At 41.4% G+C, this 642-nt stretch carries 1 protein-coding gene; it reads right to left on the bottom strand.

The window, feature by feature from the left end:
- Positions 1 to 110: 110 nt before the first annotated feature.
- On the bottom strand, positions 111 to 642 hold a 532-nt coding region (locus HC728_RS20445; RefSeq protein WP_370539796.1), incomplete at its 5' end, for a porin.

Below are 642 nucleotides of genomic sequence, written 5' to 3'. Positions count from 1 at the left end.
TAAAATTCTTTTATACATCCTAATACACCTTAAATTTTAAATGCTCTTAAAGTAAAAAACGCTGACAAAGTTTGCCAGCGCTTTTAAAGTTAGCTAAGTAACAACTTTTCTTAGAAGCCGTACTCTAGACCGATACGTGTTACGATATCTGTATCTGCATCACCAACCGTACGACCCGCTATACGTAGGTAAGGTACGAAGCCGTTATGAACAGCCATTAACTGACCTGAAATTGTGTTGCTGTCAGAATCTTTATCCGTTTTACCGTTAGTTTCTGACTCTAAGTTAGCAGCGTAACCCAGTTTGAAACCAATTGGACCGTTCCAGTATTGACCGATGATAGAGTAAGAGCCTTGCTCTACATCAGTTCCAGCAACGCCACCTTGGTTATCTAATGCTTCCATTTTATATGCACCAGCGATACCAAAACCTGCAGGTAGAGACGCTTCAAAACCAACTAAGTACGCTTGGTTATCTTGGCCTGCAACACCATTAAAATCAGAGCCTGATTCAACCGCACCCATTAATGTTACTTTTTCAAAGCTGTATTTTGCGTTAGCACTTGCGAATGCAGAATCACGAGTCGCTGCACCACCACCGTTCGCATTATCATCACGACCAACAGAAGCTGCAAAAGAGAAA

It is taken from the genome of Aliivibrio sp. S10_S31 (assembly GCF_014694495.1).
Lineage (GTDB): Bacteria > Pseudomonadota > Gammaproteobacteria > Enterobacterales > Vibrionaceae > Aliivibrio > Aliivibrio fischeri.
This window is presented reverse-complemented; position numbering and strand designations above follow the sequence as displayed.